Genomic DNA, 17,617 nt, shown 5'->3' with positions numbered 1-17,617 from the left:
TCACCCCTCCTTAGAAGTAGCGGATGTCGCGGGCAGTGGCCTGCCCGGCGGTGTTGACGGAGACGGGCAGCTTCGTGGCCACGACGGCGCCGTGCCACAGCAGCGCCCCGACGACGACGGTGGCGCCGGCGGGCACCTTCACCGCGGTGAGCAGGTGGCCCTCGATCGGGTCGGTGTCACCGTTGGCCCACAGGACGTAACGGGTGCCGGCCTTCTTCAGCGGGAGCCCCGACTTGAGGCTCCCCTCGGGGTAGTGCGTTGCCGCGGTGAACGACGCGACGTTGAGGTTGATCGACCGCGCGGTGTTGGTACCGTGCGCGGACGCGAGCCAGGACTGGTCGTCCTGCCCGAAGTTCTCGGTCTTGATGGTCAGATCCATTGTGCTGCCCTCCTTCTCAGGGTCAGTTGGACTTCTTCTGGTGGCGCGCCTGGTAGGCGGCTCGGCCGGAGGACACCGTGCCCGTCGCTTCGCGCGCTCCACCGCCTTGGCGGCGGTCGGGCTTCGGGACCTTCCGGGTGCCGCCTTGCGCGGCCAGGTACGGCTTGCTCTGGATCAGGTCGTTGATCGCGTCCGCGATCTCGCCCTGGTCGACGTCGCCGTCCTCACCGACCTCGAACTGGGCGAGGTCGAGAAACTTGTAGGCGTCGGAGGGGTCGGCGAGCTTGTTGGCGGCAGCGGCCCTCACCTCCGCGCGCAGGATCTTCTGGTTCGCTCGAGCGGTGACGCGTTCCTCGATGATCCGGGACTTCTCGTCGTCGCTGTCGTTGGAACCCTTGCCCGCGAGCTGGGCCTCCAGCTGCCGGTTCTTCTTCTCGGCAGCGATCCGGCGGGCCCGCTCGGTCTTCCGCTGCTCCTTGAGTGCGGCGAGGGCCCTCTCGCCCTGCGGGCCGAGCGGCTTGTCGTCCTCATCGCCGTCGCCGTCTCCGCCGTCGGCATTGTCGCCGTCGGTGTCGTCGTCACCGCCATCGTCGTCGCTGCCCCCATCGGCCTCGCCGTCGTTGTCGCCGCCATCGTCGGACGAGCCGCCGCCCGTGGGGCCGACGCCGCCCGGTCCCGCGCCGACTAGCAGCCGGAGAGGTTCGGCGGTGAGCAGGTCAAACGGCAGGACAGTGGTAGCCATGGTTCTCCTCCGGGGATTGCCCCGCAGTGCACGAGGACTTGGTGGGGTGACTCGCCCAGTGCGGGCGAGACGATTGGCCCGATTCCGGGCATGAGAAAAGCCCCGGAGCAGATGTGCTCGGGGCCTCAGTGGGAGTGGCAGGGATCGAACCTGCCTTGCGTTGCCGCACCGGATTTACAGTCCGGGTGACGCACCAGCGTCATCACTCCCGGAACGAACGAACAGGGCCCCACTTTCCTCCGCTTTCAGACGGCCGATCATTCAACGGCTGGCAGAGGGGGTAGCCCTGTTCGGCGTCCATTCTAGCGTCACGGCACGAACGTCGCCACGACTATTCGACCTGGTCGATCCGCGTCAGCTCGCCCTTGGCGATGACCCACAGTCCGACGATCCTGTTGTCCGGGTTGCGGGCGTTGTACCGGGACAGTTGCCCCCTGAGCTTGTCGGTGAGCCACCGCGGGCCGAGGTCGATGATGAAGTTCTCCTTCACGACGTCCTGCGCTCGCGCCTTGATGACTGACCGGCGAAGGTGTGTGCTGATCGCGTCGTACTTCGATCCGGTCGACTTCAGGTCGAACTCGATGCCGCCGTTCGTCTTCCAGATCGCATCGTTGGTCGGCAGCCAGCTCCGAGGGATCCACTCGAACTCGTGCCCGAGCGCTTGGAGTCGTTCCACTGCCTCGACCTCGTGCTGGTACAGCTGCTCGCCATTCAGGTTGATGCCGAGCTCTCGCTGCCGCGCGACTCGTTCAGCCTCGGACCAGATCGGTTGCGAGTGCGGGTGCTGATAGCCCCTCGTGTGACCGTGCCAACCGTCTCCCTCGCCGCCGTCATCGCCTCCACCTCCGGTGCCGGGCTTCTTCGGGCCGATCGGCCCCGTGGGGCCGTTTCCGTCGCTGGACGCCTTCGGATGCTCGACCTCGGGCTTCGTGACAGTCGTGCCGGACTGAGGGCGATGGGTCACATCGGGTGCCGCGTGCCGCGGCCCGTCGACGACGTATCCGTTCATCCGCAGCAGTCGCAGCGCCTCGTTGCGGGACTCCGCGATCTCGTAGATCGCTTCGGGCATGAGGCGGGGCGTGGTCGCGGCGTCGCGGCCGCGAGCCCGGATGGCCCTCCCTGCGATACCTCGTTTGGTGACGCCCTCGGTGGTCGTGTGCAGCTGCTGCCCGTACACGTCGCGCCGGACCAGCCCGCGATGGAGCAGGCTGCTGCCCGCCACCTCGAGACCGTGCGCACCGCGACGCGCGTTCACCACCTGCGACATGTCGGCACCGTCGCGGATCGCCTGCGCGCCCGCGATCGTGAACGCCTTGTCCTGTTCGGCCTCGCTGAGGCTGTCGAAGAATCGGCGCGGGTCGGTGCGGACGTCGTCGGCTGTGTCCTCGTTGGCGGGGATGTGCCGGCAGTTGCACTGCGGGTGCCGCAGAAACCCCGCGCTGTACGGGTAGAAGCGGCCCGCGAGGATCGCGCACCGCGAGCACGAGCGCCCGACGAGCATCCGCACGTACCCGACCCGCGGCCGGGCCGCGATCGACAGCCCGGTCGCCGCGCGCGCGGTGTCGGCGAGCAGGGTGTGCATCCGCACCGTCAGGGCCTGCAGCCCGAGATCCCACGCCACCGATGCCGGTGCACCGTCGGCGATCTTGCCCTTGGCGTGGATCACCGACCCGTACAGCAGGCTGTCGAGCGGACGACCGTCCGACGCAACACCGACCAGCGCCCGCGGCCGCGCAGCTACCTCCGCGGCGACCGAGACACCGGTTTCCTCCAGCACCGCGGCGACGTAGCTGTCGGAGTCCGCGATGACCTGCTGCTGCCCTACCATCGCGGCCGCGACGAGGTCGTCGACGTTGCGGCCGAACCAGCTATCGAAGTCTCGCGGCGGATGCGGACCCCACAGTTCCCCAGCTAGTGCCAGGAATTCGAGGGTGCTCTCCCGCTGCGAGTCGTAATAGCTAGTGGCCGCCGACGGGAGCATCGGAGCTCAACTTGTCTGCCATGCGAGCCAAGGGCGAGTGCGCAGCCTCCTGCTCGAAGTAGCCGCGTTCGCGCTCCTTCCGCGGCTCGTCCCAACCCATTTCGTCCCACGAGCCCTCCTGTGACAGAACAGGAGTGCCGCCATTGAGCTTCTGAATGAAGTCGGCTTCCTCGGCCTTGGTCGGGGTGGCAGGGTTGCGCCACTCCACCTTCATCGCCCGGGCAGCGTCAGGCCACTCGCCAGTGCGGAAACGCTCGGACAACGCCATCAGCCAGCCGATGCCGACACCCTGGGATTCGTTCTTCTCCTCGGTGTTCGAGATCAGCCGGGACTCATCCGCTCGAATCGCACCCTCAGCGGCAGGGTTCGCAGTGTTCTGCCCGAAGAACCGGAACGGAAGCCCGGTCACCGACGACGCCATCGCCGCATAGTGATTCGTGGTCTCGTGGAAGTTCTTCAGGTCCGACGGCGAGAACTGCCCGACCTTCACCTTGTCCGGGCTGGCTTGGTTCGCCCAGATCGCCGTGTAGTACGACTGCCACACCGGGATCGGGTCGCCGTTCTTGTCGACGAAGTCACCGCGCGACATGCCGAGCACCCACTTCTGCGGAACCGAGTGCGTCTCCAGTGCCACCTGCAGGTTCGTCAGTGAGCGGGCGGCAGCGTCGACTAGAGGGATCAGATCCACCATCTCTGATGTGCCGTACCAGCTTCCGAGACGACGACGGTTGAGGAACATCACGCCTGGGACACGACCGAGGCCATGTTCGTCGATCCCGTCGTCGTCACCGACGACGTCGAGCTCCCAACCGCCGCGACCCGCGACCACCTGGAGCGTCCTGTTCGGCAGCATCAAGGTGCCGACTCGCTGGCCGTCCTCGGTGCGGTACTGACGGAAGAGTGCGTCCATCCGCCGGCGGCTGTGGTCGATCAGGCACGACATGTTCAGCGGCGACTCGATCGAGATGATCGGGTGCTCGCGATCCTCGGGGTTCGTGCCGACGGTCCCGAAGCAGCGGCCGAAGATCATCGTCTCGGTGTTCAGCAGACCGATCTCGGATGAGAGATTGTTCGCGTCGAACGCCTCCTGCAGAGCCTTGCTCCGCTTCTTCTTCCCGCCCGGAGCCATGATCGACTTGATCTTCTGTCGACGAGCGATCTCGTTGACGTACATGCGGTTCCAGTTGATCACCATCTCGAACATCCGCAGCTCCGGCGGAACCGCGATGCCGATCTGCTTGAGCCGCTGCTCGCCCTCGTAGTACGCCTCGCAGAGCTTGTCCTTCGGCTGCACCCTGTGCAGCTTGGCGTTGAGTCGGCCGATGATGTCCCGCTCGTCGTCGGTGAGGGTCGTTCGCAGGGCAGGCGTTGTTTCCACGAGGGCGGCCCTCCTTTCAGAAGCAGAACATTCGGTTGTCGGAATCCGCCCAGCCGGCCTCGCGCGCGTCGGCGGCCGCTTCGTGGGCGACGATCGACGCCATCACGGGGTCGATCTTCTGGTGGTCGGCAGGTTTGCCGAGGACGTACTTCTGGCCGGGCTTTGCGACCTTCCGCGCGTTCGCCATGGCCGTGAAGGTCAGCGGGCAGCCGTCCTGTGTGATGCGACCGGTCGCCAGGTCGGTCTCGAATCGTCGGATCGCGTGGAACATCCGGTCGACGCGGTTCGTCGCCCACTCGAGCACGTGCTCGTCGCCGTACTTCAAGGCCCAGTCGCCGATTTCGGAGTACCAGTCCTGCGGGTCGCAGTACATGCGCGCGACCGACCAGGTCGTGAAGATCTCGTCGACCGCGGCGTGCACCTCTCCGCGCGGGATCTGCCCACCCCACTGGTCGGGGTTCCAGATCGCCGGCCGCTGGTCCGGTCCGTACCGAGGTGTGAACTGCAGCCCGTCCCGGGTCTCACACCGCAGCGCGGTCCAGTCGTTGTTCTCCGAGCCGTCGAACCCGACACAGACCGGCGTCCCGGGGGCCGGGTTAGGAAGCCACAGTTGCGGCATACCGTTCCTCCCACAACCCATCTCGCAGCCAGGAACCCTGGCCGTAGACCAGCCGGTTGCCGAAGAACCGCTCGGCCTGCGCGGGGTCGCGCTCGCCGATCTCGGCTGCCTCGGCTTCGATCGAGTCGAGATCCACCCACGGCGAGCCCTCGTAGACGTACTTCAGGATCCGGCGACGGTCCCGTTTGTTGCCCCAGGACAAGCCCTTCGGTGGGATCCGGAAGAACTTGAAGATGTCGGGGGCCTGCGACTCGTAGGTGCGCTGTGCCGTCGAGTTCTGCGACGGATCCCACGCGTTCGTGGTTTCCAGGGTCCGGCCGCCCATGCCTGCCGCGCCGCGCCGCTGCGTCTCGGCGACATCCACCATCTTGTTCGCCTTGGTGTACAGGCCGGACTCATCCTGCAGCGACCAGGAGATCGGGTTGCCGAGACGGCCACGCGCACTGGACGTCACAGCATCGATGCGGTCGAAGTCCTCGCCGCCGCTCTCGCCAGCGATCCGGATGAACCCCTCGCGGGGGAACATCAGATCCGACAGTGGGCCGAGGCGAATCATCGCCGTGAGCGGCCGGTACACGTTGGCGACCTGGTCCTCGTTGTTCGCGGTCAGCTGGATGACCGGTGAGGGATGCCGCATCCCCATCGGCTCGCCCGGCTGGTACTCGTACTCCCAGCCGCAGCCGCAGCCCCAGTCGGAGCACGCGTAGCCGTCACCGGCTTCGGCCCAGCCGTAGAACTGCGACGGGCCGACAGCTTCGAGGCAGGTCATCGAGGCGCCGAACGGACCCTTGCCGGTCTTCTGCGGGGCGACGATCTGCGCTCGCCGGTAGACGAACGCCCGGTTGAACAGCGGCTCCGGTTCTCCGGACTCGCCGATCTTCCACTGCGCCCCGGGGCGTACCTGGTTGTACTTCGCGGCGCACCAGAACTGCCAGTCCGACCACACGAACTCCGCGCCGCGGCGGTAGCCGTCGGGGATCCGGCAGTGCTGCCGAACCCACGCGTCACCGATGTCGCCGAGGGTGGGGAAGTCGACAACGAACCCGTCAGCGTCCGCCATCGGACACCGGCCGCAGCCGCCGCGTCGGAGCGGCCTTCTCCACCGGCGCTGGCTTCTCCGACCGCTTCGCTGCAACCTCGTCAGCCGCTATCTGCCAACCGTTCTCGCGGAGCCCCGCCGGGGTCATCCCGATCTGGTCGGCCAGCCGATGCAACACAGTCACGTCAGCGGCCGTCGCCTCCGGTGACTCCGCGAGTACCTTCCGGCGGACCCACATCGCGATCGTCTCCCACCGCCACGGCTCCTTGATCCACTGCGCCCCCTGCGGATAGGTCCAGGCCTTCTTCCACACCGCACGCTCCCGCGTCGAGCCCTTCGAGAAGGGCCAGTCCGGTGCCTTGCCGGTGAAGCCCTCGCTCGGCAGCGTCGTGAAGCTCAGCCCTCGTTGATCCGAGCGACCGGACTTCGGGTCGGCCGGCGGACCGGAGCGATTACGGCCACCTCCACGCGCCATTTCCATCACTCCTCGTGTGGCATTGCGCCACGTCAGACGGGGCGGTCGGCGTTGCGCAGACGGCCGGGTCGTCGGAAGTTTTGAACCCTCCGCGCGTTTTTGCGCCCTCCCCCGCGGCGGCGGCGCGAGGGGGTCGAGGGGTACCCCCCACCCCCTGTGTGTTTGCCCTGGTCAGCGAGGTCGTTCGCATGCCGAGCGGGTTGCGTTCCCGCAGGTCAGAGCGTTGGTTCGCGATACGAAAGGTTGTCATCGCCGCTGGTCAGCGCGCCGTCGGGCAGGGGCGGACGCCGCCGCAGTCTCGAACGATCCGGTTCGACGGTCAGTGGTGGCCCATGCGGACGTCGCCGCCTCGCGCTTACCCCATCTCCGATGCCGCGGTGACCAGGCCGTTGATCGCGCTGACGGCCTGACCGGTCGGTGCGGCGATCCCGGTCAGGTGGGTGTCGTCCACCTTGACCGTCGTGGGTTTGGTGACGGCGAGGTCCGCTCTCGTGTCGGCGTTCTCTTCGGCGTCGACGAGGGTCTGCTGCAGCTGCCGGACGAGGGCGGGGGTCGCTGCGGTCACGTTGATCGTCAGGTTGAACATCAGGTGGGTGCTCCTCTCACTGTGTCGCGGGCGGCCTTGCGGCTGTTGCATGACCGGCACAACACACCGAGCGGGCCGTCAGGTGCTCCGCCCTGTGCGATCGGGGTGGTGTGGTCGGCGGTGAGGTCGGTCGCGGCGTGTGCGGGCACTCCGTGGCCGGGGCACCAGTTGCCGTGCTGCAGGCGGTGCGCTGCGACGGCCTGTGCTCGCCGCATGCGCTCGCCGTGGGTGCGAGTCACCTTGGTGGGCACGGTCGCTCGCTGGTACCGCTCGCGCTCACGACGATGGGCCGGGCACTGTGCCTCGGCCTGCATGGTCGGGCAGCCAGGCTCGGAGCACACACGCTTGCGGGCCCGGGCCATTAGGCGTCCGGCAGGTCGATGGTCTCGCCGTACTGCGCGAGGAGGGATTCCATCTGCTGCTCCAGCACTACGACCTGACGCTTGGCTGCGTCGAGGTTGGCGCGGCACGCGTAGAGCTGGTCAATCAGGCTGGGCATGGCTACCTCCCGAACCGTTTCGGTGGCGCTTGGACGACGACTTGGGCGATGTGCACGACCACGGGCGGTTGGCCGGCGGTCTGGGCGTCGAGTGTGTCGGCGATCTGCCGAAGTATCTGGGGCAGGGTTTCGCGGGTGACGGCGGTGGAGATGCGGGTGAGCCAGGCGATCGGGTCCATAGTGGCCTCCTCGGTGGTTGGGGTTCGCCCGCGCCGCGACGTGCCTCGGGGGAACGGGGCGTGGTGGTCGCTTGGGGTTCCGCCGCCGTCGGTTCCTACGCCAGGGGAGGTGTGGGGTTGGCGGGGCGGGAGCCTGGTTGACGCGGGCGAAGTAGTGCGCGTTGGTTCCGCTGCCGTCGCGCTCACCCGATCCCGGGGAGCAAGCGTTGCTGGTTCAGCGATCCAGGCGCGCCCCTGGACGATCAGTTGGTCCCACTGCGCGGAGTCGAACCGCGTTCTCCGGTACCACAAACCGGCGCTCTAACCGCTTGAGCTACAGCAGGGATTCGCTACACCGCTCGACGGCGGGGCAGCTGTCAGGGACGGTAGCGGGCGGGTGTGGGTCGGTACCAGTGATTTTCGGTGGCTGGCCCGGGTACGCGAAAGGCGCGAGGTCTCGGGTTGATCCGATAACACTCGCGCCTTGCTGGCGTCAGCCTAGCACGGGCAGGGTCCCTAAGGGTTGGTACCGCAGCGGCGAGTCAGCCGCGAAAAGGGACGTCCGACGAGTGCACCTCGACGTCGCTGAACCCGCGTTGCCGGAGCAATTGCAGGACAGATTCCTTGCGAAGCTTCCGGTCTGGCCCGGGACCGACTGTGACGGACTTGATCGCAGACCTGGCCACGAAGGGGTTGTTCGGATCTTCCTGGAAGCGATGCACCTGAATGTACGGAACAATCATTCCTGCAGGCGTTGTCCGGTAGCGGCACGCTTGGTAGAAGGTCCCTGCCGGAACAACGAGGCGCCACTCATCTTCCTCCTTGAATGCAGGATCCTTGAACTGCGCGAGGGCTCCGACTGCGTCCACCATGACGCCGGATCCCGACCTCCCATCAACGATTGATTGCGCCGCCTCCTCAATACGGGTGGCATCCAACCCGTATGCCACCTTGTGCACGAACGCGGCCCCTGTCACATACCCGACCGATTCATCGCCGACACGGCCGATTGGTGTAGTGATTTGGCTCAGTGCAGAACTGCGCAACTCGATGGAGTAGCCACCGCCGTGCACCCCGTACCCACGCCATTGGCTTAGCAGGTCACCTTTGCGACAGAAGCTTGTGACGTACGCCGTGTGCGGCATGCCTTCTGCGTATCCACTTCCGGTGAAGTCGAGCTTCCGGATCCGTTCCGCAGCATTTCGAAGCGATGCTTCCCGGGCCGCCCCTGGTACAACCAGAGCCTCGATTCGAGAGGCGAGTTGTTCGGCTGCGTAGGCAAGCTCAGCTGAGTCGTTGAGGTACCTCGCGTCAGTTGCCCACAGTGAAATCGAGCGGATGCGCGAGATTGTTCCCATCACATGGGCATCTTCGGAGAGCGGTCCAAGCTTGACCTGATCGGTAATTCCGAGCAAGCCCGCAGCGGTGGTGTAGTGGTGCAACGTATCGGGAAGCTCAACCATGCAGGGGATCGTATCCGCACCTTGCGGTCTCACCCCGCCACCGTTCGCGCCGGATGCACCAGGTGCGCATCTAACACTTCCCCCAGCACGTAGATCTCCGCCCGCGTCGCGACCACGCAGCGGATCGCGTGGATCCGCTCAGCCTTCGCCAGCGTCCGCACACGTCGGGCTGTGAGGTTGGCCCATTCGCCGCCGATCTTCCGGGCGGCGATCTCGATTTCAGCGGCGTGGAGTTCTTCGTCGCGGGCTTTGTCGACCTTCGTGTCGTCGATGGGGATGACGGCTCGGTCGTCATGTTGGTCGCAGGCGTTGCGGCATCGCTGCATGGCGTGGCTGATCTCGTCATAGGCGTCTTCGGCGCCGGAGACGCGGGCGAGGCTAGTGATGTGTCGTTCGAGCCAGCGGGCGACGGCGAGGGTGGTGGTGCCGGGGAGGGTGGGCCGTCTGCGTTCGTGGGGGTGCAGTGGGCCGATGAACCCGCGGGGGTGGGTGAACGCCCCGGCGTATACGAGGCTGGCCCAGTCGGTGAGTGTCTGGTTGAGGAGGTCGTGCGCATCGGATGCGCCGATGTCGTATGGGAGTGGTTGTTCGTCGGTGCCGGAGTCGACGCGCGGTCCGCCGCTGATGCGGGATTGGCGGGTGAGTGCGATGGCGAGATCTTCGACGAGTCCGGGGATTTCGCGGATGAGTTCGCGGAGTGCGCGCATCTCGGCGCTGGTGATGTGGAACTGGGTCATCGGTTCCTCCTGCGTCGGGTGCGCGTGGGGTCGTTCGCCCACATCGGCGGGACGTGCGGCTGGCTGAGCGCATCGGTGAACTCGGTCAGGGCTGCCGTGACCGGTGCGAACGCGGCGCCGATCGTTCGGCTGAATTCTTCGAAGGACTGGGCAATCCGGCAGAGGCCGGAACATGTCCGCGCCCACTCGACTTCGGCCTTGACGTCGGGCAGGCCAAGGATGGCGCGCATCTCGTCGTAGGGGATCACGATGGGTTTCGGCGGCCCGATCGTCAGGGTCATGTTCGCGTCGGCCAGGTGGTCGCGAGCGACCTCGGCGAATGGCCGGAGTCGTGACCTACGGATCTGTTCGTTGAGGTGGAGTTCGCCCCAGGGGCCGGCTTCGTTGTCGGCGAACCTGTAGCCGCGGCCGTACAGCATCGGGTCGCCGTCGGGGATCTCGGTCATCGGGTTCTCCTGCGGGTGGCGCGGTTCGGGGTGGTCGGTTGGTCGAGCGGGGCGACGGGGAGCTGCCATCCGTATGCCGCGGCGTAGGTGTAGGGGCAGTGGCGGCAGCGGCCGATGCCGTCGTTGCCGATGTCGATCAGGCGGGACTTGGGCAGCAGCGTGAACTGCAGCGAGAACGAGTCGACGGCGTTGTAGCCCTCCCAGCCCCAGCCGAGATCGCTGAGCCGCTCCCTGAGCAGGTGGAGTTTGAGCCGGCGGGCAAGGTCGCCCTGGGTGGCGGGGCCCTCGTTACCGATGGTACCGATCGACTCCCACGCCGGGTCGTTGAGGCGGGTCGGCGGTGGCGTGCCGATGGGTGCGGCTGAGATCGACGTTCCGGGCTGAATGGTGGTCATCGGGCCTCCCAAGGTCAGTTCGAGCCACATCGCGCCGCCTTGGCCCTGCTGGGCGGGTTCGAGGCGTGGCATGTGCTTGCGCATGAGGTCGGGGGTGTCGTCGGCGACGAGGCCGTGGTCGACGAGGCCGTCGCAGCAGGCCTTGAGGACGGGGACGAGATTGTCGGCGTCGCGGCGCCGGCGGTCGCGGGGCCGGTACGCGAGGACGACCTCGACGCGGTCTAGGTCTCGCGGGAGCCGGGCGGTGCGGGCGAGAAGTCGGACAGCTTGGCGCATTTCGCGGGTGCGCTTCGCCTTGACCCGCCAGTGCTCGCGCCCGTTCATGGTGAGTGGTGGGGTTGTCCACGGGAGGTGGATGATCCTGTGGATAACTCCGATCGCGTCGTCGGGCGCCGCGTCAGCGTGCGCCGGATCGGTCTCGCCGCCGGCCGACTCCGCTGCGAATTCTGCTGCCCCCCTGCGCGCGTTGCTTACGTGAGGAGATGTGCTTGTGGTGAGTGCTTCTCCGTTAGTTCCGTCCGTCCGTCCGTCCGTGCACGTGCTTCGAGCAGTGCTTGGCGGCAGTGCTTCAAGCACGTGCTTAGGCACCTGCTTCGTCGCGCCAGCATCCACATTCCGGTCCATGGTTTTTGATGCACCCACCCTTCTTGGCTCGCTGCTTCCTGGCTTTCGATTCGTCGTCGCTGAGCTGGTATTCGTCCCATCCGTGGATCTCCCAGCCGCCGGCCGTCACCTTCCAGAGGCCGACGCGGACGAGGCGGTCGGCGTCGGTTTTTCGGCCGTGGATGAACGGCAGGGCGCCCTTCGGGATGAACCCGTCGGTGCCGTGTTTTCCGGCGTAGGTCATCGCGAGGAGGTGCGTGGCCATCGCCTGAAATGCCTTGCCGTCGGCGAGATCGAGCATCTTCGGGTGGTCGGCGATGGCCGTATCCAGCCGAATCCAAGGCAATCCCACGGTCAGTTCCTCTCTTGTTCGGGGTCGTTCATCACGCCGCCAGGGCCTCAGCGACCCGGCCGCCGAGCCATCGCGCGACGTCCACGGACACGGCGTTGCCGATCTGCTTCTTCACCTCGGCCGCGGTGCCGACGAACTCGTACGAGTCGGGGAAGCCTTGGCCGCGGGCGCATTCGCGGTTGGTGAGCATCCGGAACCGTGGCCCGTCGTCGGTGAGGGTGGCGATGCCGTGGTGGTTGCCGCCGGCGGTGATCGTGGCGAGCGGGTGCTCGTCGGCGCGGCGAGCCTTCGCGTTGCGCCGGTACGTGACCAGGTGTGGCACACCGTGGTCGGTGATCTGCTCGATCTGCGGTGTGACGTACAGGCGCCGTGTGACGAGTTTCCCGGGGTTCGGGTCGAGGATCGTCGCCGCCGGCGCCCGCCGCGGCTGGTCGATGGTCAGGTCGACGTCACCGCGCTGGGTGAACACCGCGAAGTACCGGACGCGGCGCTGCGGTGCGCCGAGGTCGGCGGCGTCGAGATGCACGGTCTGCACCTCGTAGCCGAGGGCGCGCATCCCGTCGAGCCACCACAGGTACAGCGTCCACGCCTCGAACTCGGGGACGTTCTCGACGATCACCGCGCGGTACCGGTGAACCTCGGCCGCCGCGACGACCGCGAACGCGGTTGCCCGGTCGACGGATCCGGCGTCCTCGCGGCGCCACTCCACCTCGGGTGGCGGCTGCTTCCGGCCGCCGGACCGGGCGTGCCACACACACGACGGTGAGAACCAGGCGACGTCCGTTGTCGGGAACGTCCGCCAGTCGACCTCGGACAGGTTCGCGAGCCGGTGCTCGGTGCCGGGGTGGTTCTTCTCGTGCGTGGCGACCGCAACGGGCCAGTGGTTCGCGGCCACGCGGACATCGAACCCGGCCTGCGCCAGGCCCTCACTGCTGCCGCCGGCGCCCGAGAAGGAATCGGATGCGGTCAGGACCGTCACGGCAGTGCCTCCCCGGCGTCGGCGCAGCGCGCGTGCATGACGGCGTCCTCGGCGTACTCGTGATGTTCGATCCACTTCGAGGTTTCGACGATCCGCTGGCCGTCCTCGATCCACTCGCCGCAGACGTCGCAGACGGGCGCGGTGTCGTCGCCGCAGGCACAGAGGTCGGGGTTCCGGTCGGTGCAGCCGGTGAAGTCGAAGCCCTTCGCGATCCGGGCCCGCTTCGCGGGGTACGTGCGCGCCATCAGGCGTCACCGCCCAACGCCTCGCGGAGCAGGTCGTGGTCGTCGAAGCCTGGCGTGGTGAGCAGCTCCTGCACCTTGGCGAGCCGCGCCTCAGCGGCCCGTCGCCCATGGAACTCGCGCTGCCAGTTGGCGAACTCCATCGTCGCCTCGGCGGTCTTCACGCGGGCGACCAGGGCGAGGACAACGTCAGGGCTTGCCGCGGCGATGAACTCGGCGTCAGCGGTCGGCATGATCTCGCCTGGATCGCCACCAGCGCGGTTGGTGATGAAGGCAATCGGCCCGCTCGCCGACGAGACGAAGGCACGGGCACGGAGGCCCTCGGCGCCATCGTCATACGGTGCCCACGGTCCAGGCGTAGCCTTGCCCGCTGCCTCGGTGAGTGCGTCGAGGTCCAGGTCCTCGCTCACCGCGACACCGCCCGGCGGTAGTGCTCCGTGCCCCAGTGCATGAAGCCGAACATCCCAACCGCACTGAGCAGCAGTGACACCCAGTTCCCGTTGGCAATGGAATTGAGAATGCCGCAGGAGCACACGAGCACGATCGCCCAGCACAGCAGGGACGCGATAGCCGGAATCAGTTGCTTCACTTCTGGTTTCTCCTGGTGGTGTCGGGGACAGACGGGGCGAGCGGGTGGTCGCGCACGGCGGCGTCGATCTCGGCGTTGATCCGCTCTCGGGTCTCGCGCTCGACGCGTTCGAGCTCCTTGAAGTCGAGCGGTTCGAGGCCGTTCGACTCTCGGATCCAGTTGACGAGGGCCTGGCTCTCACCGGTGAGTCGGGCGACGGTGAACTCGAGCTGATGCACGCGCTCCGACAGGTCGACGATCGCCCGCTCCGTGGTGATCGTGTTGGGCATCAGCGGTTCTCCTTCTCGGTCATCTGGCAGTCGTGGCACACGCGGCCGTGTGCGTTGATCGGGCGCCCGCAGCGCCCGCAGGACGGGGGCGGGGGCGGGGTCACTGCGTCACCACCGCGGCAGCAGCGAGCTCGTCGAGGCGGGTGCGGATGCTGTTGCGGGCGGCCGACCAGTCGCTCGCGAGGATGAATCCGAGCGCACGGTAGACAGGGTCGACGGCGTCGAGGCGCGGGGCGATGTGCTGGTCGTACAGGGTCCACGCGGCCACGCGGTGTCCGTCGAGGATTGCCGGCACCCGGTCCTCTGCGGCCCAGTCGAGGTAGACGAGGGCCTTGCGCAGGTCTTCGGCGCCGTTCTTCTCGGCGTGCCGGAACGTGTACTTCCACGCGTTGAACGCGGTCCCGATCAGGTGCCGGCCGATGGCGATGCACTCAATCCCGAACCGGTCGGAGTTGTAGTGCGCCGGGTGGTTCACGTTGTCGGTGGGTGCGGGGACGCGCCACTCCGCGGCGGGGTCGGATCCGGGGTCGGCGTGCGGGTTGAGGTCGGTCATCGCCACACCCCGGGGATCGCGAAGTAGCGCAGCGGGGCCGGGTGGCCGGTGAGCAGGTGGCAGAGGATGTGGTGCCAGTAGTCGGCGAGGGTCATCGGGTGGTCCTTTCCGAGGGCGTGAGTGCCTCCATGACCTGGGAGGCGATAAGGAAGGTCGCGAACGCCGCCCCCGCGGTGGCCGTAGCCACCGCGAGAGCGAGCGATCCGACCGCGGTGCGTGTCACGCGAAGTCCTGCGCGGGCAGCGCGTGCACGTGCGCCCGGGCGATCACGCCTGGGCCTCGCTCGCCTCGACGGGTTTCTCGCCGGTCTCGAGGAACCGCACCGTCGCGGCGACCTCGTCGCGGGTCATCTCCTTGGACGAGGCGAGCTCGCGGCGGACGCGGGCCGACAGGAACGCGCGGCGCTCCTCCAGGTCGCCGATCCGGGCGGCGCGGAGCGCGCCGTCGAGCTTGCGGAGATCGGCCGTGGTGGCGAGCTTCACCGTCTCTGCGGGCGCTTCCGGCTCGGCCGGCGGATCCTGTTCCGCCTCGGGCGCAGCGGGTTCGGCGGGCGCCTCCTCCGCGGCAGGTTCGGGTTCGGGCTGCTTGGGCTGCGGCTCGGCCGGCGTCTCGGCGGCCGAGGCCGGTTCGATCGCCACGGTCGCGCGCTGCGCGCCGAACTCCTGCTCCTTCGTCAGCTCGCCGTTCTTGATCGACGTGAACGTGATGCCGAGCTCGGTCACGTCGTGCTCGGTCCACTCGGAGGACGGGCGGCCGACCTTCTGCTCGAGCTGCTCCTGGGTGACGCCGATCTGCTTGAACCACGCGATGCTGTTCGCGATCCGCGTCGGCAGGGGGACCCCGCCGCCGTCCTGCAGGGTGGCTCGGCACCGCTCCTGCGCCTCTTCGATGAACCAGCCGGGCAGGACGGAGAAGATCGCTTCGCGCAGTCGGCGGGCGCCGTTGTTGGCGTTGTTCTCGTAGATGTCCCGCATGTCGGTGAGCTGGCGGACACCCTTCTTCGTGTCGCGCTTGTGCGGGACGATGAAGGTGGTCGAGTTCCGGGCGTTCGTTTCGAGATCCCAGGCGTAGGCCTGCATCTCGCTCTCGGCCTTGTCGTCGTCGCGGCGCAGCTCGGTCACGCCGAACTGGATGTTCCCCCAGCAGCGAGCGAGCTCGCGGGCGAGGTGGATCGACGGGCCCGAGACTGTGCCCTCGGAGCGTGGGAATTTGAAGAACGCGCGATCGGCGACGGACTTCTGTTCGCACACCTCGTGCATCTCGGCGATCGCGAAGGGCTTGCTGCGACGGTTCTGCTGCGCGACGAGGACTGCGGCCTGGACCTCGGCGACCGCGCGGGACTGCTCGATCGCGGTGGCCTGGCTGACGTTCGCCTGCGCGACAGGTGCCGCGGCGACGGGCCGGTACTGGGCTGGACTAGCGGACACGGAGGGTCTCCTCTGCTGAGTAGTACGCCCACTTGGGCAGGTCGATGAGGTGGATCTGGTCGCCGTACCCCGGCCATTGGTCGGCGGCGGTGCACTCGGCGTAGATGTCGATCGCGGCCCGGTTCAGGTCGCGGCCGAGGAGCATCGCGTCGGCGGTGAGTTCGACGACCGAGACGAGGTAGGGCGGGTTCTTGTCCTGGACGATGAACACGAACCCGCAGTCGTGGACACCCAGCGCGGCCATCCCGTCGAGGTAGTACGGCGCCTGCTGGTGGTACCCGTACTTCGCAGCGGAGCTGCGGAAGTCGTCAGGGTTGGCCGAGGTGCTGGTCTTGTAGTCGACGAGGATCGGCCGGCCGTCGGCGCCGGTGGTGGTCCAGTCCGGGCGGGCCCGCAGCCACACACCGGTGACGGGGTCGCGCCAGAACAGGGACCGCTCGGGGACGCCGGTCCGGAGCAGGCTCGCGGCGTACGGGTTGGCGCGCACCGCGGCGGCCATGTCGTGCACCTGCTGGTACTCGTCCGGCTTCAGCGGCACCGCCCCGTCGGCGCGGGCCTGCTCGACGAAGGCCTTCGCGTCCTTCGTCGTCGCCGCACCGTTCGCCGACAGGATCTCGGCCGGGATCATCCGAAGCTCCGAGCCCTCTCCGAGCACCAGCGAGTGCGCGGCGTGCCCGAGGTCGAACGCGTTCGACGGTGTCGGCGGATGATCCCGCTCGTGCCGGAAGATCGCCGGGCACGACGGCGGCAGCAGCTTCCGCGCACCCGACGACGACAGCGACCCGCGATCGGAGTGGTACACGTGGTCCGGGATTCCGTCGTAGGCACCTTCGACGTCGACGATGTCGCTCATGCGAATCCCCTTGCTGCGTAGGCGGCGCGGGTGCCGCGGTCTCTGTCTTCGATCTGCTTCTCGGTCAACCGGATCCCGCCGACGCGGAGCTGGTCACCGAACGCGGTCTGGCATGCGCCGCAGGCCTCGCCGATGCACTCGACTGGGTGCCCGCAGCCGGGGAGCACGCAGTCGGGGAACAGGCCGGCGCTCATGCCACGCTCCGATCGCGGACGACCGTGCGGGGGTCGATGCCGAGCCGGGTCGCGATCTCGTCGGACGACAGCCCGGCCGCCGTGAGACGTGCAACCTCGGCGCGACGGTCGCGGCGCTCTCCGGCGTCGAGACCACCGCGCGGCTCCTGGCTGCGGCGCCGCGCCTTGGGTGGGGTCACACGAGGGTCGTCGATGTCGTATCCCTCCCACTCCATCGGCAACTGGAAGCCGAGAGAGCGGGCCTTTGTCGCGGCGTTGCGGGACGGGCCCATGGCGCCCGACAGTTCCTCGTACACGCGGTTGATCGCCGACCACGACGAGTAGTCGATGATGCTGCGACGCAGGAAGTTCCGCAGGGAGTCGAGGCTTGTTCCCGCGCGGCCGGCGATTTTCTCCATGGGCCATCCGGCCGCGACGAGCGCGTTCACGCGGCGGCGGGCTCCGATCGCGAGGCAGCGGGACTGGCGAGGGTGCGGAACGTGGTCCACGTCGAGGATCGCGCCGGCGGTGCGGTAGCGGACGTGCTCCCATTCGCCTGCCGCGATGCGGCGCAGCCCGGTCGCCGTGATCCCCGCTGCGCGGGAGATCATCGGGATCGTCATGCCCAGCGCGAGCAGGCCGTCGATGTGGTCCTGGACGTCACGTGCAGGCATGTGGGT

The 17,617-nt window shown here is 67.9% G+C and carries 26 protein-coding genes and 2 tRNA genes; all 28 read right to left on the bottom strand.

Annotated elements, in window-relative coordinates:
* Positions 1 to 10: 10 nt before the first annotated feature.
* Positions 11 to 379, bottom strand: coding sequence for a potassium transporter (locus tag ACFVH2_RS07040; protein ID WP_378420236.1), 369 nt, complete (start codon positions 377 to 379; stop codon positions 11 to 13).
* A 22-nt stretch (positions 380 to 401) separates the two neighbouring features.
* The gene (locus ACFVH2_RS07035) at positions 402 to 1,121 is read right to left on the bottom strand and encodes a hypothetical protein (RefSeq protein WP_378420237.1); all 720 of its coding nucleotides are present in this window, start codon (positions 1,119 to 1,121) and stop codon (positions 402 to 404) included.
* Positions 1,122 to 1,250: 129 nt separating this feature from the next.
* Positions 1,251 to 1,331, bottom strand: a tRNA-Tyr gene (locus ACFVH2_RS07030).
* Between the two features lie 121 nt (positions 1,332 to 1,452).
* Positions 1,453 to 3,102, bottom strand: coding sequence for a hypothetical protein (locus ACFVH2_RS07025; RefSeq protein ID WP_378420238.1), 1,650 nt, complete (start codon positions 3,100 to 3,102; stop codon positions 1,453 to 1,455).
* The gene (locus tag ACFVH2_RS07020; RefSeq protein WP_378420239.1) at positions 3,080 to 4,480 is read right to left on the bottom strand and encodes a phage portal protein; all 1,401 of its coding nucleotides are present in this window, start codon (positions 4,478 to 4,480) and stop codon (positions 3,080 to 3,082) included. The genes ACFVH2_RS07025 and ACFVH2_RS07020 overlap by 23 nt, the downstream gene beginning before the upstream one ends.
* Positions 4,481 to 4,496: 16 nt before the next feature.
* The gene (locus tag ACFVH2_RS07015) at positions 4,497 to 5,099 is read right to left on the bottom strand and encodes a terminase (RefSeq protein ID WP_378420240.1); all 603 of its coding nucleotides are present in this window, start codon (positions 5,097 to 5,099) and stop codon (positions 4,497 to 4,499) included.
* Positions 5,077 to 6,159 (bottom strand): terminase, encoded by a 1,083-nt coding sequence (locus tag ACFVH2_RS07010; RefSeq protein WP_378420241.1) that lies wholly within the window; start codon positions 6,157 to 6,159, stop codon positions 5,077 to 5,079. The genes ACFVH2_RS07015 and ACFVH2_RS07010 overlap by 23 nt, the downstream gene beginning before the upstream one ends.
* Positions 6,146 to 6,613 carry a hypothetical protein gene (locus tag ACFVH2_RS07005; RefSeq protein ID WP_378420242.1) on the bottom strand — a complete coding sequence of 156 codons (468 nt, stop codon included), beginning with the start codon at positions 6,611 to 6,613 and terminating at the stop codon, positions 6,146 to 6,148. The genes ACFVH2_RS07010 and ACFVH2_RS07005 overlap by 14 nt, the downstream gene beginning before the upstream one ends.
* A 355-nt stretch (positions 6,614 to 6,968) precedes the next feature.
* A complete protein-coding gene (locus ACFVH2_RS07000) occupies positions 6,969 to 7,199 on the bottom strand; it encodes a hypothetical protein (RefSeq protein WP_378420243.1) in 231 nt (76 codons plus the stop codon).
* Positions 7,199 to 7,450 (bottom strand): HNH endonuclease, encoded by a 252-nt coding sequence (locus tag ACFVH2_RS06995; protein ID WP_378420244.1) that lies wholly within the window; start codon positions 7,448 to 7,450, stop codon positions 7,199 to 7,201. Before ACFVH2_RS06995 ends, ACFVH2_RS07000 begins: the two co-directional genes overlap by 1 nt.
* Before the next feature lie 110 nt (positions 7,451 to 7,560).
* The gene (locus ACFVH2_RS06990) at positions 7,561 to 7,698 is read right to left on the bottom strand and encodes a hypothetical protein (RefSeq protein WP_378420245.1); all 138 of its coding nucleotides are present in this window, start codon (positions 7,696 to 7,698) and stop codon (positions 7,561 to 7,563) included.
* 2 nt (positions 7,699 to 7,700) lie between these two features.
* Complete coding sequence (locus ACFVH2_RS06985) at positions 7,701 to 7,877, bottom strand: hypothetical protein (RefSeq protein WP_378420246.1); 177 nt, start codon at positions 7,875 to 7,877, stop codon at positions 7,701 to 7,703.
* 247 nt (positions 7,878 to 8,124) lie between these two features.
* A tRNA-His gene (locus ACFVH2_RS06980) sits at positions 8,125 to 8,200 on the bottom strand.
* A gap of 198 nt (positions 8,201 to 8,398) precedes the next feature.
* Positions 8,399 to 9,319: a DUF2971 domain-containing protein gene (locus tag ACFVH2_RS06975; RefSeq protein WP_378420247.1), complete on the bottom strand. Its 921-nt coding sequence runs from the start codon at positions 9,317 to 9,319 to the stop codon at positions 8,399 to 8,401.
* A gap of 29 nt (positions 9,320 to 9,348) precedes the next feature.
* Entirely contained in the window at positions 9,349 to 10,056 is a 708-nt protein-coding gene (locus ACFVH2_RS06970) for a hypothetical protein (protein WP_378420248.1), read from the bottom strand.
* A complete protein-coding gene (locus tag ACFVH2_RS06965) occupies positions 10,053 to 10,475 on the bottom strand; it encodes a hypothetical protein (protein WP_378420249.1) in 423 nt (140 codons plus the stop codon). The genes ACFVH2_RS06970 and ACFVH2_RS06965 overlap by 4 nt, the downstream gene beginning before the upstream one ends.
* A 23-nt stretch (positions 10,476 to 10,498) precedes the next feature.
* The gene (locus tag ACFVH2_RS06960) at positions 10,499 to 11,221 is read right to left on the bottom strand and encodes a hypothetical protein (protein WP_378420250.1); all 723 of its coding nucleotides are present in this window, start codon (positions 11,219 to 11,221) and stop codon (positions 10,499 to 10,501) included.
* Positions 11,222 to 11,477: 256 nt separating this feature from the next.
* A complete protein-coding gene (locus tag ACFVH2_RS06955; protein WP_378420251.1) occupies positions 11,478 to 11,852 on the bottom strand; it encodes a hypothetical protein in 375 nt (124 codons plus the stop codon).
* Positions 11,853 to 11,883: 31 nt separating this feature from the next.
* A complete protein-coding gene (locus tag ACFVH2_RS06950) occupies positions 11,884 to 12,831 on the bottom strand; it encodes a DNA cytosine methyltransferase (RefSeq protein WP_378420252.1) in 948 nt (315 codons plus the stop codon).
* Positions 12,828 to 13,076 carry a hypothetical protein gene (locus tag ACFVH2_RS06945; RefSeq protein WP_378420253.1) on the bottom strand — a complete coding sequence of 83 codons (249 nt, stop codon included), beginning with the start codon at positions 13,074 to 13,076 and terminating at the stop codon, positions 12,828 to 12,830. The genes ACFVH2_RS06950 and ACFVH2_RS06945 overlap by 4 nt, the downstream gene beginning before the upstream one ends.
* Positions 13,076 to 13,483 (bottom strand): hypothetical protein, encoded by a 408-nt coding sequence (locus ACFVH2_RS06940; RefSeq protein ID WP_378420254.1) that lies wholly within the window; start codon positions 13,481 to 13,483, stop codon positions 13,076 to 13,078. Before ACFVH2_RS06940 ends, ACFVH2_RS06945 begins: the two co-directional genes overlap by 1 nt.
* Positions 13,480 to 13,662 carry a hypothetical protein gene (locus ACFVH2_RS06935; protein WP_378420255.1) on the bottom strand — a complete coding sequence of 61 codons (183 nt, stop codon included), beginning with the start codon at positions 13,660 to 13,662 and terminating at the stop codon, positions 13,480 to 13,482. Before ACFVH2_RS06935 ends, ACFVH2_RS06940 begins: the two co-directional genes overlap by 4 nt.
* Positions 13,659 to 13,931: a hypothetical protein gene (locus ACFVH2_RS06930; RefSeq protein WP_378420256.1), complete on the bottom strand. Its 273-nt coding sequence runs from the start codon at positions 13,929 to 13,931 to the stop codon at positions 13,659 to 13,661. The genes ACFVH2_RS06935 and ACFVH2_RS06930 overlap by 4 nt, the downstream gene beginning before the upstream one ends.
* 100 nt (positions 13,932 to 14,031) lie before the next feature.
* Positions 14,032 to 14,484, bottom strand: a complete 453-nt coding sequence (locus ACFVH2_RS06925; RefSeq protein ID WP_378420257.1) for a DUF3310 domain-containing protein — start codon at positions 14,482 to 14,484, stop codon at positions 14,032 to 14,034.
* Positions 14,485 to 14,750: 266 nt separating this feature from the next.
* On the bottom strand, positions 14,751 to 15,911 hold the full coding sequence (locus ACFVH2_RS06920) for a hypothetical protein (RefSeq protein WP_378420258.1): 1,161 nt from the start codon (positions 15,909 to 15,911) through the stop codon (positions 14,751 to 14,753).
* Positions 15,901 to 16,764, bottom strand: a complete 864-nt coding sequence (locus tag ACFVH2_RS06915; protein WP_378420259.1) for a PD-(D/E)XK nuclease-like domain-containing protein — start codon at positions 16,762 to 16,764, stop codon at positions 15,901 to 15,903. The genes ACFVH2_RS06920 and ACFVH2_RS06915 overlap by 11 nt, the downstream gene beginning before the upstream one ends.
* Entirely contained in the window at positions 16,761 to 16,958 is a 198-nt protein-coding gene (locus ACFVH2_RS06910; RefSeq protein WP_378420260.1) for a hypothetical protein, read from the bottom strand. The genes ACFVH2_RS06915 and ACFVH2_RS06910 overlap by 4 nt, the downstream gene beginning before the upstream one ends.
* On the bottom strand, positions 16,955 to 17,611 hold the full coding sequence (locus ACFVH2_RS06905) for a helix-turn-helix domain-containing protein (RefSeq protein ID WP_378475693.1): 657 nt from the start codon (positions 17,609 to 17,611) through the stop codon (positions 16,955 to 16,957). The genes ACFVH2_RS06910 and ACFVH2_RS06905 overlap by 4 nt, the downstream gene beginning before the upstream one ends.
* Positions 17,612 to 17,617: the final 6 nt, after the last annotated feature.

It is taken from the genome of Rhodococcus sp. NPDC127527, assembly GCF_042672245.1.
Classification (GTDB): Bacteria; Actinomycetota; Actinomycetes; order Mycobacteriales; family Mycobacteriaceae; genus Rhodococcus_G.
This window is presented reverse-complemented; position numbering and strand designations above follow the sequence as displayed.

What these genes read in the sequence shown, in the direction of transcription:
- ACFVH2_RS07040 (WP_378420236.1), bottom strand. Translation starts at nt 379, where the DNA reads ATGGATCTGACCATCAAGACCGAGAACTTCGGGCAGGACGACCAGTCC.
- ACFVH2_RS07035 (WP_378420237.1), bottom strand. Translation starts at nt 1,121, where the DNA reads ATGGCTACCACTGTCCTGCCGTTTGACCTGCTCACCGCCGAACCTCTC.
- ACFVH2_RS07025 (WP_378420238.1), bottom strand. Translation starts at nt 3,102, where the DNA reads ATGCTCCCGTCGGCGGCCACTAGCTATTACGACTCGCAGCGGGAGAGC.
- ACFVH2_RS07015 (WP_378420240.1), bottom strand. Translation starts at nt 5,099, where the DNA reads ATGCCGCAACTGTGGCTTCCTAACCCGGCCCCCGGGACGCCGGTCTGT.
- ACFVH2_RS07010 (WP_378420241.1), bottom strand. Translation starts at nt 6,159, where the DNA reads ATGGCGGACGCTGACGGGTTCGTTGTCGACTTCCCCACCCTCGGCGAC.
- ACFVH2_RS07005 (WP_378420242.1), bottom strand. Translation starts at nt 6,613, where the DNA reads ATGGCGCGTGGAGGTGGCCGTAATCGCTCCGGTCCGCCGGCCGACCCG.
- ACFVH2_RS07000 (WP_378420243.1), bottom strand. Translation starts at nt 7,199, where the DNA reads ATGTTCAACCTGACGATCAACGTGACCGCAGCGACCCCCGCCCTCGTC.
- ACFVH2_RS06990 (WP_378420245.1), bottom strand. Translation starts at nt 7,698, where the DNA reads ATGCCCAGCCTGATTGACCAGCTCTACGCGTGCCGCGCCAACCTCGAC.
- ACFVH2_RS06985 (WP_378420246.1), bottom strand. Translation starts at nt 7,877, where the DNA reads ATGGACCCGATCGCCTGGCTCACCCGCATCTCCACCGCCGTCACCCGC.
- ACFVH2_RS06975 (WP_378420247.1), bottom strand. Translation starts at nt 9,319, where the DNA reads ATGGTTGAGCTTCCCGATACGTTGCACCACTACACCACCGCTGCGGGC.
- ACFVH2_RS06970 (WP_378420248.1), bottom strand. Translation starts at nt 10,056, where the DNA reads ATGACCCAGTTCCACATCACCAGCGCCGAGATGCGCGCACTCCGCGAA.
- ACFVH2_RS06965 (WP_378420249.1), bottom strand. Translation starts at nt 10,475, where the DNA reads ATGCTGTACGGCCGCGGCTACAGGTTCGCCGACAACGAAGCCGGCCCC.
- ACFVH2_RS06960 (WP_378420250.1), bottom strand. Translation starts at nt 11,221, where the DNA reads ATGAACGGGCGCGAGCACTGGCGGGTCAAGGCGAAGCGCACCCGCGAA.
- ACFVH2_RS06945 (WP_378420253.1), bottom strand. Translation starts at nt 13,076, where the DNA reads ATGGCGCGCACGTACCCCGCGAAGCGGGCCCGGATCGCGAAGGGCTTC.
- ACFVH2_RS06930 (WP_378420256.1), bottom strand. Translation starts at nt 13,931, where the DNA reads ATGCCCAACACGATCACCACGGAGCGGGCGATCGTCGACCTGTCGGAG.
- ACFVH2_RS06925 (WP_378420257.1), bottom strand. Translation starts at nt 14,484, where the DNA reads ATGACCGACCTCAACCCGCACGCCGACCCCGGATCCGACCCCGCCGCG.
- ACFVH2_RS06915 (WP_378420259.1), bottom strand. Translation starts at nt 16,764, where the DNA reads ATGAGCGACATCGTCGACGTCGAAGGTGCCTACGACGGAATCCCGGAC.
- ACFVH2_RS06910 (WP_378420260.1), bottom strand. Translation starts at nt 16,958, where the DNA reads ATGAGCGCCGGCCTGTTCCCCGACTGCGTGCTCCCCGGCTGCGGGCAC.
- ACFVH2_RS06905 (WP_378475693.1), bottom strand. Translation starts at nt 17,611, where the DNA reads ATGCCTGCACGTGACGTCCAGGACCACATCGACGGCCTGCTCGCGCTG.